Annotated in this window: 8 protein-coding genes; 6 read left to right on the top strand and 2 right to left on the bottom strand. The window is 42.5% G+C overall.

Features of this window, described 5'->3' with window-relative positions; genetic code table 11:
• Positions 1-7: 7 nt before the first annotated feature.
• On the top strand, positions 8-1,330 hold the full coding sequence (locus DPF90_RS10200; protein ID WP_114786233.1) for an anaerobic sulfatase maturase: 1,323 nt from the start codon (positions 8-10) through the stop codon (positions 1,328-1,330).
• Between the two features lie 84 nt (positions 1,331-1,414).
• Complete coding sequence (locus tag DPF90_RS10195) at positions 1,415-2,407, top strand: HEAT repeat domain-containing protein (protein WP_114786290.1); 993 nt, start codon at positions 1,415-1,417, stop codon at positions 2,405-2,407.
• A gap of 53 nt (positions 2,408-2,460) precedes the next feature.
• On the opposite strand, the gene DPF90_RS10190 is transcribed toward DPF90_RS10195, so the two are convergent.
• On the bottom strand, positions 2,461-3,093 hold the full coding sequence (locus tag DPF90_RS10190; RefSeq protein WP_114786232.1) for an SDR family oxidoreductase: 633 nt from the start codon (positions 3,091-3,093) through the stop codon (positions 2,461-2,463).
• A 168-nt stretch (positions 3,094-3,261) separates the two neighbouring features.
• On the bottom strand, positions 3,262-4,158 hold the full coding sequence (locus DPF90_RS10185; protein WP_114786231.1) for an endonuclease/exonuclease/phosphatase family protein: 897 nt from the start codon (positions 4,156-4,158) through the stop codon (positions 3,262-3,264).
• A gap of 277 nt (positions 4,159-4,435) precedes the next feature.
• Between DPF90_RS10185 and nrdD the strand changes: the two genes are divergently transcribed.
• The 4 genes from nrdD to DPF90_RS10165 all read left to right on the top strand — a co-directional run bounded on the left by nrdD (position 4,436) and on the right by DPF90_RS10165 (position 13,491).
• Positions 4,436-6,556, top strand: a complete 2,121-nt coding sequence (gene nrdD, locus DPF90_RS10180) for an anaerobic ribonucleoside-triphosphate reductase (protein ID WP_114786230.1) — start codon at positions 4,436-4,438, stop codon at positions 6,554-6,556.
• Positions 6,557-6,559: 3 nt separating this feature from the next.
• A complete protein-coding gene (nrdG, locus tag DPF90_RS10175; protein ID WP_114786229.1) occupies positions 6,560-7,033 on the top strand; it encodes an anaerobic ribonucleoside-triphosphate reductase-activating protein in 474 nt (157 codons plus the stop codon).
• 351 nt (positions 7,034-7,384) lie between these two features.
• On the top strand, positions 7,385-12,949 hold the full coding sequence (locus DPF90_RS10170; RefSeq protein WP_114786228.1) for an RHS repeat-associated core domain-containing protein: 5,565 nt from the start codon (positions 7,385-7,387) through the stop codon (positions 12,947-12,949).
• A complete protein-coding gene (locus DPF90_RS10165) occupies positions 12,946-13,491 on the top strand; it encodes a hypothetical protein (protein WP_114786227.1) in 546 nt (181 codons plus the stop codon). The genes DPF90_RS10170 and DPF90_RS10165 overlap by 4 nt, the downstream gene beginning before the upstream one ends.
• Positions 13,492-13,812: the final 321 nt, after the last annotated feature.

The raw sequence follows: 13,812 nt of genomic DNA, 5'->3' as shown, positions 1-13,812 counted from the left end.
GTGATTTATGCATATTACTCAGGGTCCTCAATTTAATGGTAAAGCGTCTAAACGGCTGCATGTAATGGCCAAGCCTATCGGCGCTGTGTGTAACATTGACTGCACTTACTGCTATTACCTCAGTAAACAGGACTTACTTGAGTACAAACAGGGTTGCTCGCCTGTAATGGACGATGACACCTTAGAAACCTATATTCGACAATATATTGAAGGGCAAAATACACCCGAAATTATTTTCTCTTGGCAGGGTGGTGAACCTACTATGCTAGGTTTGGACTATTTCAAAAAAATTGTCGAATTCCAGGCTAAATACCAGCCTCAAGGTATTACTATTTCGAACGATTTGCAGACAAACGGCACCTTACTTAATGATGAGTGGTGTGCGTTTCTAAAACAACATAACTTTCTAGTGGGCTTGAGTATTGATGGGCCTGAAATGTTGCACAATGCTCATAGAACCAATCGTGCTGGTCGCGGTACATTCAACCAAGTGATGAAGGCTGTTGAGTTACTCCATAAGCACCAAGTAAAATTTGCAACTCTAACTTGCGTGAACAACTTAACCAGTCGTAATCCGCTCGAAGTTTATCGCTTTTTGCGCGATGAAGTGCGTTCTCCTCAAATGCAGTTTATTCCCATTGTTGAACAAAAAACGTTCCGCACTACCGCTCCCCAAACTTGGCAACCTCAGGAACAGTTAAAGCAAGGAGATAAGCGTTTGATCCCCGGTCATAAAGATTCAATTGTGGAACCATGGTGTGTGGCAGATGAAGCATGGGGTAATTTCCTTATTGAAATCTTTGATGAGTGGATTCAAAACGACATAGGTAAAGTGTTTGTCCAATACTTTGAAGCCAGTATTGAGGCATGGATGGGACGAAAAAATCCTTTGTGCACCTTGGGTGAAATTTGCGGTAAAGGTTTGGCTATGGAGCCAAATGGTGACGTGTATTCGTGTGATCACTATGTTTATCCCGAATATAAAATTGGCAATATTCATCATCAAAAACTAGACATCTTGGCCTATAGCACCGAGCAACAAAAATTTGGTTTTGCTAAAAAGCGCACATTGCCGCGTCAATGTCAGAGCTGTGATTATCAATTTGCTTGCTATGGTGAATGCCCTAAAAACCGTTTTATTCGCACTCAAGAGGGTGAGCATGGATTGAACTATTTGTGCGCTGGCTGGAAGAAGTTTTTTTCTCATGCTGATAAAGCTATGGCGTATATTCTCCGAGCAACGGGTAACCCTGTTGCGCATGGAAAATATAGTGATGCCGTATTGCGTAAGCATTTGGGTAAACCCTCTGTATTTGAAACTAAGTTTTGAGGTGTGGTGATGCGATTGTATTCAAACCATGGCCCAACAACTCATACCTCAGTGAATAAACACGCTCGGGTTTATAAAAAATTGATGATTCTGTTAGTTGGCGCCTCAATCTGCCAGCTTTCGCTTGCAGCGAGTACTGGCCAAGAATCGGTCCTTCCAGCACAGCATCAAGAGCAGCAGGTGACGCCTCAGCAGAGAATAGCAGCGCTCTCTTACAAAGCGCAGGATATTAAGCAGCCTCAAGATCAACGTATTCAAGCGCTTCGGGAGTTAGCCAACTATCCCAGTCAAAATGCGCTGGTTGCGGTAGTAAGAAGCTTACAAGATAGCGAGCCAGAGGTTCGAGAGGCAGCGATTGTTGGAGCGGCACCGTACAGCATTGAACATCGCTGGCGTTTGATTGAGCCTTTACTTACAGACGATGAGGCGAGAGTTCGCATTACCGCGGCGACCAATCTGGTTCGAGATTTTTCAAATCTGAATAAAAAACAGCAGCAGATACTCGAAAAACCAGTCGCAGAGCTTATTACAGATTTACAAGCCGACAAGGATCAAAGCTCGCAATTACTGTTAGCAGACATTTACCGCTGGCATCAGGATTGGAAACAGGCAGACGACATCTATCAAACTCTGGTAAAGGCACAACCTAATAATCCCGAAGCTTGGTTGAGCTTAGCGGATAATTATCGTGCTCAAGAAAAAGATCGTATTGCCGTAGAAACACTAACCAAAGCGATCACGCTAAACCCCAATAATGCGCCTCTTCACTATTCGAAATCATTGGCCTTGGTCAGGCTTGATGATAAGAAAAGTGCTGCGTTTGAAATTGAGCAAGCGGCAGAGATGGCAGAAGATAATAGTTATTATTGGTATCTAAATGGTGTGTTACAAGAGAATTATGACTTACAAAAGTCAATCAGATCTTTTGAGCAGGCGTATTTAATTTCCGGTGCTCCAGAGCAGCTATATGCCGTGTGTGATATCTATGTTCGCCACAGCAATCCAAAAACAGATCAATGTTTGAGTGAGCTAGCCAAGGTTGCGCCAAAATCGGTCATTGATGGGTTACGTAGATAAGTAAATAGGCCAACAAGTTGGCCTATTTAGTATTTTTAATTGAACCAAGGGCGTTAATACGGTGGAATCGTGGGATCAATACACTGATAGATATTGCCTGAGCTATCTTTATTTTGCAGCAACTCAAAACTCAGTCTTGCGACTTCTTCGCGGGTAATTGCGCCATGTACTTCACCACCTTCTGAAAGCTCTCCGGTATAGGTTAAATCACCATCTTTCAGGCCACCGGGTCTCAAAATAGTGTAATCCAAGCGACTAGTTTGCAGCCATGACTCTGCGAGAGATTTTTCCCTAACAGCATCACCAAATCCCATCTTGGCCCGTTCTGAGAGATACTGCCATGAGTCTCCACATCCTAGAGAGGTGACTAAGAGTAAGCGTTTAGAATTGCTCTGCTCTAGCGCATTGATTAGATAACGATGCCCGATGTAATCGACAGGATGATCTGAGCGAAAACTGCCCATAGTAGAAATATTGATAGTGTCCGAAGGCAGTTTTTTTACTGCGTCTATTACTTGTTGTTCAACTGTCGCGTCACAAGATATGTGAGGTAGGTCGTATGTCGATAAGTCAGGGTTTTTGTTTGGATCCCTAGCTATCGCAATGACACTAGCGCCTTGTTGATGGTAATACTTGACCATAGCAGCGCCCAATCCACTACTTGCACCCCAGATAGCAATGTTCATATTTTCATTAACCCCATATACATATTACATAAGGCAGTCTGCATCTAAATATCATTCCAGTCAATGACATAGTCTGTACCAACCAATATGGTCCAAATGTTAGACGTTTCGATGTTAGAGCTTAATAAATTTTAATTTAACGGATGCTTAACCCGTATTGTACTCTGCTCACTCAAGCGTTGTTTGTAATGGGCAATGATCACTTAAGTGGTATTTAAGCACTTGTTCACTTGGAAAAGTGACCTGCTTTGGCGTGCTCAGTGAAAGCTCTTGACTGACTATGATATGGTCAATCAAAGAGCGAAATTGGTGAAGGCGCTTAGGTTGGTTCCTAGAGCGGACTTTACAACGTGGTTGAGTGGACAGTGTCGCAAGGCTGGCTGAAGAAGTTTGCGTGATCTCATTCCATAGCCAGTCACCTTGATAACTCAGGTTGTGGTTAAAATCTCCCAAAATCATATATTGCTCGTCTGCTTTTTCGCGATCTAAAATCCATTGGTTCAATGCTTTCCCCTGAGACATAAGGACTTGGCAATCCTTGCTGTTTTTATATGCTCCGCTGCAACGCGCCTTTAGATGAAGCGACAATATATGTAAGGATGGTTTTTGTTTGGGTGTGATTATCATATAAGTGGCGAATCTAAGCTTACTGTTTTTACGCTTGTCGAGCCTAACGTCAGATTGTCTCTCGACAGATAATCCTTTACGAATAGCAAACCCCGTGTATTGATTTATATCCTCAAACTGATGTCGCTTATTGTTCGTGTTGGCTCGCTCTGATAAGTAAATATCATAGTCCTTACCTACCACAGCGCGAAGCGCCGCTATGTCGTTGACCTCTTGAAAGGCGAGAATGTCAGTATCCGTAGTTGCAAAATGGTTGGCTAGTGCGTCAAAGTCTGCTTGTGTTCGTTTTGACTCAATAAACTGTTTGGAAGGCGTCGTCGTTAACCATTCTATATTCCACGTCGTAACTGAAAGAGAAGATGCCGTGACATAGGTAGAGAGGAAACAGAATATCAGCACAAGTGTTAAGTACTTCCAGTTAGAGTAAGCTTTAGCCATAACAAAAGAGCGCTATTGATTAAAGCATTCAATTCTACATGAAATTAACACGGATTCAGTGATAAACACTTCAAACAAAGAGAAGAATTTCTTACTAGAGTGAGATCTCTGCCAATACGATTGATGTCTTGTTCATCAGGTACAAAGCTTTGTTGATCGATATCAATACACACCTCTACCGATCTTCGTTAAATACACAGCATATAGTGTCTGTCTGATAGTTATTATCATTATATTGCGATTTTAGACCGGTTGTGGATTGGGTTAAGGAGGATAAGTGAAACCAGTTGTAATTAAACGTGATGGCTCAAAGGTGCCTTTTTGTCGTGGGCGTATTCAATCAGCCGTGGAGGCTGCTGCAGAGGTCAAAGGCAAAAATATTGCGGTTTATGCGCTTGAGGTAGCGCTTAACATAGAAGCTCAGCTTATGGTTCATCACCAGATCGATATATCTGATATCCAGATCCTAGTTGAAAATGAGTTGATGAAAGGCCCATTTCCGTCGCTCGCGCGTTCATATATTGAGTATCGTCATGACCGTGATATTGCCAGAGAAAAACAAAGTGGGTTAACGAGGGAAATAGAAGGATTAATTGCTCAAAGTGATCTTGATTTGATCAATGAGAATGCCAACAAAGATGGCAAAGTTATTCCGACTCAGCGAGACTTACTGGCAGGGATTATGGCTAAGCATTACGCCAAAACTCGAATTCTTCCTCGAGATATTGTGGCTGCTCATGACAAAGGCGATATCCATTATCACGACTTAGACTATGCGCCGTTTTTCCCCATGTTTAACTGTATGCTGATTGATTTAAAAGGCATGTTAACTCATGGCTTTAAAATGGGTAATGCTGAAATAGATACGCCCAAGTCTATTTCTACTGCTACAGCGGTGACGGCACAAATTATTGCTCAAGTGGCTAGCCATATATACGGTGGTACAACCGTCAATCGTATTGATGAAGTGCTTGCGCCTTACGTTTTGGCAAGTTATGACAAGCATCTCGCGGTTGCCAAAGAGTGGAACATAGAAGATTCTCAAAGTTTTGCTCGTAGTCGTACCGAAAAAGAGTGTTTTGATGCTTTCCAGTCCTTGGAATATGAGGTGAATACCTTGCACACGGCCAACGGGCAGACGCCGTTTGTGACTTTTGGTTTTGGACTGGGTACGTGCTGGGCCTCTTGCTTGATTCAGCAGGCCATATTAAAAAATCGTTTAGCGGGGCTTGGAAAAAACCGCAAAACGGCGGTATTTCCTAAGCTAGTATTTACCATCAAACAAGGGCTAAATCGTAGTCGCAACGATCCCAGTTATCATATCAAGCAACTCGCCCTAGAGTGTGCGTCAAAACGCATGTATCCAGATATTCTCAACTATGACCAAGTGGTAAAAGTGACAGGGTCATTTAAAACCCCAATGGGTTGCCGTAGTTTCCTTAACAATTACCAAGAAAACGGTGAGTTCATCTATGATGGACGCAATAACTTGGGTGTTGTGAGCCTAAACCTTCCTCGAATTGCTTTGCAATCAAATCAAGATGAAGCCGAGTTTTATGCATTACTTGAACAAAGACTTGTGCTTGCTCGCAGGGCGTTAGAGACTCGAATTGCTCGGCTAGAAAACGTTCAAGCTCGCGTTGCCCCCATTTTGTATATGGAAGGGGCTTGCGGAGTGAGGCTAAAAGCACAAGAACCAATAGCAAACATTTTTAAGCATGGGCGTGCCTCAATCTCTCTTGGTTACATTGGTCTTCATGAGACGATTATCGCCTTGTATGGTAATGAGACCCATATACATGACAACACTGACCTGCAAGCCAAAGCATTCAACATAGTGCAGCACCTTAAATACGTAGTTAAGCAGTGGAGTGAGGAGTCTGGTTATGGCTACAGTTTGTATGCCACGCCAAGTGAAAACCTATGTCACCGATTTTGCGCTATCGATACCAAAGAATTTGGTGTGATTAAAGGTGTGACGGACAAAGGTTATTACACCAATAGCTTCCATCTTGATGTGGAAAAAAAAGTTAACCCTTACGATAAAATTGACTTTGAAATGGTTTACCCTCAGCTCTCAAGTGGCGGTTTTATTTGCTATGGCGAATTTCCTAATATGGAGTCCAATATAGAAGCCCTAGAAGATGTTTGGGATTACAGTTATTCACGCGTGCCTTACTATGGCACCAACACTCCAATTGATGAATGTTACCAATGTGGCTATCGCGGGGAGTTTGATTGTACCAGCAAAGGGTTTTGCTGTCCTAACTGCGGCAATCATGATTCGTCGACAGTGTCTGTGACAAGGCGAGTATGTGGCTATTTAGGCAGTCCTGATGCTCGTCCGTTTAATGCGGGTAAGCAACAAGAAGTCATTCGCCGAGTGAAGCATCTATAAATAATGAATTATCATGCCTATTATCCAATAGATGTCGTTAACGGCGAGGGAACGCGCTGCACTTTATTTGTTTCCGGCTGTGAGCACCAATGCAAAGGCTGTTATAACCAGTCAACGTGGCGAGTTGATTCTGGTCATTTGTTTACAAAAGAGCTCGAAGACCAGATTATCGCTGATTTGAATGATACGCGGATAAAGAGAAGAGGGCTGTCTTTATCGGGCGGTGATCCGCTTCATCCTGCTAATGTAGAGTCGATATTGGCTCTGGTAAAACGTGTAAAACAAGAGTGCCCTGATAAAGATATTTGGTTATGGACGGGTTATACACTCAAGTCACTCTCTCCAAAGCAACGCGCTATTGTTCAGCAAGTCGATGTTCTTATTGACGGCAAATTTGAGCAAGACAAAAAAGATCTCACCCTAAAATGGCGTGGCAGCTCAAACCAAATAATTTACTGGGTGAGGGATCTTGGTTAAGCGCTCATGGTTTTACTCTAGTTTGGCCAAAAATGTTGCTAACTTTCACGTTATTACTCCCAAATCTTAAGAACTACCTCTTTTAAGCCATTTTCAATGGTTCTCTCATCTTCATCCTATTAACTCGAGATGGATAAATTACCTCTTTTCAATCCTGATATCTTACTGTTTTCCTTAGCTATTGATATGTAAAATAGTATTTGTAAATGATATTGTTTTACCTTTTTTTTATTTGGTTAACTTTGTTTGGTTAGTCGTTTTTTGTTAATTGACTGAAATTGGAGGGAATAAGGACTTTAAAGATATTGGTTTACGAAGCGCAGTGGAAATTATTGGATAAATACAAATAAAATGAAAATACATAAATTTATATTTTTCCTACTCATGTTTGTTGTCTCATCAGCCCATGCAACGCGTGTTGATGTGTACATGAAAGATGTAAGTAGAGACACCTACCAATTTTATGCAAAGTTGGTAGAACCTAGACCCATGGTTTTAATTCATGGAGACGTTGTTACTCCCATCCCTCTGGGGCCTGAAACGCCAGAAATTGAAAGAACCAGCTACCTGCGTGTTTGGAAACAAGGCAGTCAGTGGAAAGCAGAACGTTTTACTCCTAAACAAGCGACTCAGTACAATGAGTTTGTTCGCACAAGCCAAAAAAATAAATTGGCGCGCGCAGCCCACAACTCATATAGTTCAAGCTCATCCGTATATGTAAGGATGGGAAGCTACAAGTTTGCGATTAATAATTACAAATCTTCTCCCAGTGTCGTTCAGTCAGGCATTGTTTCTGGCCTGATTAAAAGTCAGTTTGCCTATCCTTATGCCTCATTTGCCCAAACTGAAAACAGTATCAGTGTTGATTCTTATGTGACTGATGGTGGACAAGCTGCGCTCTCTTTATCGATTCCTTTTGCGCAAAAACAGGCTCGTTTATCTTTTGTTGAAAACAGTTACCGAATTGAAGGGTTGGAGTCTCTAAAAGCCGATCCAAGTGTAACGGTTAATACGGCGGGTAATCTTACCACAATCGATGTTGAGCATGAAGATAAGGTTGTCTCATACTTCTTCAAGACACAAACTTGGGTCGATGATACCTCCGGTGTTAAGAAGGCGAGTGGCTCTGGCTGGGAAAAGGCGCCATATCAAGCTAACTATCTATCGGCGATTGGCCAATGTGAACGCTTAAAATCTCAGAGTGAACCAAGTTGTTACTTACCGATTCAGCTTGACTATGGGCGTTCCGCGAATTTAAACAAATTCCCATATTTAGCAGGTTGGAAGGATGATAAACAAGTCGTCACCAACAACTATAAATACATGGGTGGTGTGATGGCAATTGTAAGCCGTGATACCAAGCAAATTTCTGATTCTAGCAGAGCTAAATCGACATACTCCTATAGCGTTAATGCATCGGGACAGCCTCAGTTTTTGAGTCAAGAAAGTGTGCCGAACCCGAGCAGTAACACACGTAACTTGACCACTTATATCACTCATGGTGACTATGCTGGGCTTGCCAATAAAATCGAACGTTTTGGGCATATCGATAATACTGAATATCGATTGTCTGAAACCGATATCGAATGGCGACTGACATCCAATGGTCAAGCCCAGAAAGCGCGCGTTGTTGAGTCAGTGTATGATATTGACGGCAATATCAGCCAAACTAAAACGATTGAAAACAGCTATGACGACCAAAACCGCTTAGAAAAACGCATCACCATTACTGATAACAACAATGGTGAGCAGATCGAAGACCAAGTCGACTATCGATTTGAAAATGATTATGCAGTGGGTAAGATTGAACGTCGTAGTATCATCAGTCCAGCCTATGAAAACGGCGTTAGCGATCAATTGGTTAAAGAGTTTGAGTATGTTTATCGAGACGATAAGCTGGTTGAACAGATCACGCGTCAGGGCAGCTATACCACAAGTGATGCAGTCACTCAGGATGCGAAAGGCAGAGTGACGGCGCGAGTTAGAAAGGTCAATGGCCAGGTTGTATTGCGTGAGACAAGCAAATATACAGGTGATAACCTCACGCAGCGATGTGAAAATGGTCAATGTATAGACTATCAGTATCGAACTACTGCGACAGGTCGAGTGGAAACGTCGTCAATTAATGGAACTCCTTATGAGGAAACCCATTATGATGACAAAAACCGAATGGTTGCAAAAACAGCTCGTGGTATCACCAAAAAGACAGAGTTTTACACAATTGACGATGTGCCAGCACGCTTGAATGAGTGGGTGGCAGTTTGTCCTAGTGACACAGTCTCGGTTGTATATAACGCTACGCCAAGTGCAATGACGTGTGTGACTAGTCGTGGGCAGTACCAAATCCTAAAAGGTATGGACGACAGGTTCATTATCTCAGCCGAACTCAAACAAGACAAATATTCGAAACAGCTACTATTACCGCATTTTGAAGGTGATGAAGCAGTAACATACGCTGTCAAAGGCGATGCTGAAACACGTGAAATCGAATATGAGGTCAATGGCCAAAGTGAAAGCCGTTCAGAGCTACTTGATAATGTGACCGAGTCATATGACAAGTGGGGCAATGTTGTCCGACGTTATCATGACATTACAGGGCTTTTATATCAGGTTGATGATCATCTTGGTAATACCATTCGCTTTACCTACAATGCGATGGGTAAGCTGACGTCATCTGAACTTAACAGTAACCCAGAAACCAAGATTGTTTATGTTTATGATGCGCGTGGGCAAAGAACACAAACTATTGACCCATCTCGTGGACATTGGAAATATCACTACAATCTAAAAGGACAGCTTGCTTGGCAGCAGGATGCTAACGGCGACCGCACCGAGTTTAGTTACGACAATTTTAACCGCGTAATACGTATGTCGACTCCTGAGTCAACCGTGTGTTACGAGTTCCCAACTAAGCTGCCACTTGCCGAGCCAAAGCGTGTTGTTAAGGTGGCAGGTAGACAACAAACCTGTGCTAATCAAGAGACAGTATACGAGGAAGTTAACACCTACGAGTGGCCCAATGGCTGGCTTAAAAAACGAGAGATTACTCTAGAAGACGGCTACACGCAGACGACTCACTACGAGTATAACAGTAACGGTCAAGTTAAAAAGGAGACGACACCCTCTCGTCTAGGTAATGAGTTTGCACTTGAAATTGGTTACAGCAATGGCTCGCCATATAAGTGGACCAATGCTCAAACCGGTGAACTGTATAAAGAAGTCCTAGCCAAAGATGCCCAGCAACGTGTCACTAATGTGCGTTTTGGTAATGGTTTAGAAGAGTTTTATCGCTATGATCGTGTATCAGGCCAACTCTTAGAGCAATCGGCAACACGCAGTGGCACCTTGGTGTACCGTTATGAATATCGGTATAATTCTAACGATCTCTTGTCTAGTCGTAAACGCCATTTTTACTACCGTAATCGTAGCGAAACTTCATTTGAAGATGAATACAGTTATGATGAACAAGACAGGCTAAAAGCTCATACCATTAAGCAATTCTGTGCCAACGGTATTTGCCAAGAGATCAACGCAAACGGGTTTATCTCAGCCACTTCCGAGTTTGAATATGATAAGTATGGCAACATTACTTACAAAACTGGTGTGGGTGATTATTACTATGAATCCGCTGATCCGTTTAAGCTGACTCGCCTTGAAGAGGAAAATGGTGAGACTCGTCACTTTACTTATGACAAAAATGGCAACATGTTATCAGATGGACTTAGACAGTTCCGTTACGAGAGCAATCGCCTTGTCTATGTTGGTCGCGTCTCAGACAATCAAGACAACACAGTCGTTGATAGAGATGAAACTCGCTTTACCTACGGACCAGACGGTCAACAGATTGTCCGCACAGATAAGCGTTTTGATGTATCAAGCCTTGAGTGGGTAACAGAAAAATCGTTCTCATCCGGCGCTTATACCTACAATCAAACGTCAGGTAACAAGCAATACGAGACCTATGGGGGCAATGGCTTTGCGCTGACCTGTAGTGAGTCTTCTTGTTCGGTCGCTTATTCTCATACTGATCGGCTCGGTCAGCAGATAATGGTCACTAACGCTGAAGGTACGATTACTTCACAAACCTTCACTGACCCGTTTGGTTCAACGCATAATGTACTCATGCCTGAAATGGATGATGCGTTTGCCGTTTCACCAACTTATAGCTCTATGTTCGGTCATGTGGGTGTTGCAGGCTTTGACCTGATTCATATGAAGGGTAGAGTGTATGACCCTTATCTAGCACGGTTTATTCAAGCTGACGCCTTTATTAAAGGCAAAGAGTCAGTGGCGAATTACAATCGTTATACTTTTAACCTAAATAACCCAGTCAACACTATTGACCCAAGCGGCTATTTTTCATTTGGTGGAGGGTTTAAATCAATTGGGAGAGGTTTCAAATCATTAGGCAAAGAAATCGGGAGAGGTTTTAAAAAACTCGCGCGAGAAGGCAGTCGAGTCGCCAATCAAATTCGGGCAGAGGCGAAGCGTGCTGAAAGTCGAGTGCGTAACGAGGTAAAACGTGCCGAAAGCCGCGTTCGTAATGAAGTTCAGCGGGTAGAGCGTCAAATTCGTCACGAAGCGAAACGCTTCGAAAGGCGGGCTCGTCATGAAGTTGGTCGCTGGGAATCGGATGTGCGCCATGGGGTTAAGATCGTTGGTCAAATGATCAAAGAAAACCCTGAAATGGTGCTCGCGATGGCGGTGGCTGCGTGGGTTAGCCCATATGCAATGACCTACTTCTCTGAAGTGATGGTAGCGCAGTTTGGTGCAGGCATGGTTGCTACATCATTGGCGGGGGCCGCAACAGGAGCAACTGTTGCAGCGACCAGTCATGTGATCAGCAATAAGGGAGATCTTAAAGGGATTGAAAAGTCTATCTTACATGGAGCCCTTACTGGTGGAATTGCTGCTGGTGTTGCTCATGGTTTGATGGAAACTCAGTATATGATCGATTTAGTTGGTGAAGGAACCACGCTAGCAAACACGGTCAGTAATGTCATTAAAAGTGTTGGAATGGCAGGTGCTGACAGCCTGATCTATGACCGAGATTTCTCTGATACTTTCCTTGCATCGTTTTTGCAAACTACGGTAAATGGATATATTCATCAATACACGCAAAATCTTACAACTCTGGCTCAGAGCTTTGTTTCTGGCGTTGTCGGGGGTATGATAACCAGCGAAATTTATGGTGGAGACTTTGCGACCAATTTCGCGCATGGCTTTATTGGTTCATATATCGATTATACTCATAATGAGCTCGGGGGAATGTTCGACTTTGACTTCAGCCTAGTTGAAGCTATTGAACTGACGATGGACTTTATTCCTGTTGTCAGTAACCTTAAAGCGGCTTATGAGTTTAGTACTGGTGAGACGATATTTGGTGGGGTCGAGCTTGGTGACGTAGATCGTAACCTTGCAGGTGCAACGATACTGTTAGGCCCAGTCGGTAAAGCAGCAGCTAAAACGGGTAAAGTAGCTTATACGGTAGCGAAACACTCAGACGAAGCGGTTGATATGCTCACCGCGAGTTCAAAGGTCCATGATGCGACTAAGGCGACTGATGTTGCGTTGGGATCCGGAAAGGTATGGGACTCGATTAAGGCAACGCAAGGTACTATTCCTGGTACTTTGATTCCCAAATCATTTGAGTTGAGCGTAGATAGTGGTAAATTTTGGGTACACCCAAATGCTACAAAACACATGGTTGAGTATTTGACGAGGAATGGGATGTCGCACACAGATCCTATTAATAACCAATTAATGCTGAAAAGCTTTCAGGTTTCTGTCAATAAGGCATTATCTCAGGGCTATAAGAGAGATGAGATGATCCAAGTCGGCCGCTGGGAAATTATGGTTGGTAGTGGAAAGTCGGGAGACACGTTGCCTGTAATTAAACATGCACTATATAAATGATGATAAAGCTTAAAGAAAAAACTGAATGTGCTGGTACGTCAATCGAATTTGATGAGTATGTGCCATTTAGCGTTAGATTTGAATGTGATTCGTCGATGCAGCCATTATACTGGAGAATTGGCGATGGTCGTTACTCACTTATGGAAATTGGCTTTGTTAGAGAGACAGGTACTATACAGAGCATTACACTTGTGAGTATGAAAAAAGAAAACATTCACTTACATGAAGATGCTTACCCCTATGGGAATAACTATTCTAAGACTAATTGTTTGCCTGCTTTTGACTTAGGTAATTGGAATAGTCTAAAACACAAAGTGTCTCGAAATTTTGAGGACAACTTCATTGATGATTTCAACTTAGAGTTTGATCTTATAATTGGGAAAGATTATTTATCAATATCATTTCCTGAGAGTGATCAACCTTTAGAGTACCTAAAAAATAACAATGTAATTTTTGGTATTGATAGACGTGGTATTCTGGCTAACATCTCTATTATCAGTATTGGTGATAGAGAAATGATATGCCTAAAATCAGCAGTTTAAATGAAGGTTAATTATTTAGAATTATGAGGACACACACTCAATCTTATAGTGTGCTGAACTAAAACCCAAGGCCTCGCAATATGCGAGGCCTTTTTACTTTAAAATTACAAGGACACACACCTCAATAGATTTCCCCTAGTAACCATGGCTGGTTTGCTTCAATCAGTTGCTATCCAAAATTCATATCAATTTATCTGAGTTTTTGTCGTGGACGTTAGACCTTGTAGATTTAAGGCTTCACTTAAGTAGGTTGGCAATGAAGTAAACGGTAAGGGAGCGAGTGCCTGATAGGAAGTTATTCAAGAAAATAACAATGAACTC

Source organism: Vibrio tetraodonis, assembly GCF_003350295.1.
Taxonomy (GTDB): domain Bacteria; phylum Pseudomonadota; class Gammaproteobacteria; order Enterobacterales; family Vibrionaceae; genus Vibrio; species Vibrio tetraodonis.
The sequence above is the reverse complement of the archived record's forward strand: the minus strand, read 5'-3'. Positions and strand labels throughout refer to the sequence as shown.

What these genes read in the sequence shown, in the direction of transcription:
- DPF90_RS10195 (WP_114786290.1), top strand. Translation starts at nt 1,415, where the DNA reads ATGATTCTGTTAGTTGGCGCCTCAATCTGCCAGCTTTCGCTTGCAGCG.
- DPF90_RS10165 (WP_114786227.1), top strand. Translation starts at nt 12,946, where the DNA reads ATGATGATAAAGCTTAAAGAAAAAACTGAATGTGCTGGTACGTCAATC.
- DPF90_RS10185 (WP_114786231.1), bottom strand. Translation starts at nt 4,158, where the DNA reads ATGGCTAAAGCTTACTCTAACTGGAAGTACTTAACACTTGTGCTGATA.
- DPF90_RS10170 (WP_114786228.1), top strand. Translation starts at nt 7,385, where the DNA reads ATGAAAATACATAAATTTATATTTTTCCTACTCATGTTTGTTGTCTCA.
- nrdG (WP_114786229.1), top strand. Translation starts at nt 6,560, where the DNA reads ATGAATTATCATGCCTATTATCCAATAGATGTCGTTAACGGCGAGGGA.
- DPF90_RS10200 (WP_114786233.1), top strand. Translation starts at nt 8, where the DNA reads ATGCATATTACTCAGGGTCCTCAATTTAATGGTAAAGCGTCTAAACGG.
- DPF90_RS10190 (WP_114786232.1), bottom strand. Translation starts at nt 3,093, where the DNA reads ATGAACATTGCTATCTGGGGTGCAAGTAGTGGATTGGGCGCTGCTATG.